At 56.3% G+C, this 515-nt stretch carries 1 protein-coding gene; it reads left to right on the top strand.

Annotation, left to right across the window (positions count from 1 at the left end; genetic code table 11):
• Window positions 1-515 (top strand): hypothetical protein (locus tag HGP29_RS28665; protein WP_211093489.1); only part of this gene is annotated, 515 nt, incomplete at both ends.

The raw sequence follows: 515 nt of genomic DNA, 5'->3' as shown, positions 1-515 counted from the left end.
CTGAGGCTGGTACTGGTGCGAAACTTGCGGCTGGTGTTGTAGGTGCTGGTGTTGACCCGTTGAGCTATGTCCCCTTGGTTGGTGTGACCGGGAAGGGTATCAAAGTAATCAATAAGGCTCTCCGTGTTGGTGCTCAGGCTGGCGCACTCAACGTTGCCTCTGAAGGAATCCGTACGTCTATCGCTGGTGGCGAAGCCCACTATGCTGATGCGGCGCTCGGTGGCCTACTGTTCGGCTCCGGTATGTCAGTCCTCAGCGACGCTGTGGCTGCTGGTATCCGTAAGGCACGTGGTGTTGAATCCGTGAATGAGTTCGCTGGTCCGGCACTTCGTATGGAAGCCCGAGAGACTGCCATCAACACTGGTGGCCATGATACCTCCACGTTACCTCCTGAGAACTTCTCGTTTGAGCAGAACCACAATGGTGTTCCGTTTGCCGACCATCCGACCGAAGAGGGCGCAGTGGTTCTGGCCAATGGTTCCATCTTGAGTGACACCAACCCGCTTAACCCAAGG

This window comes from Flammeovirga agarivorans (genome assembly GCF_012641475.1).
GTDB lineage: Bacteria > Bacteroidota > Bacteroidia > Cytophagales > Flammeovirgaceae > Flammeovirga > Flammeovirga agarivorans.
The sequence above is the reverse complement of the archived record's forward strand: the minus strand, read 5'-3'. Positions and strand labels throughout refer to the sequence as shown.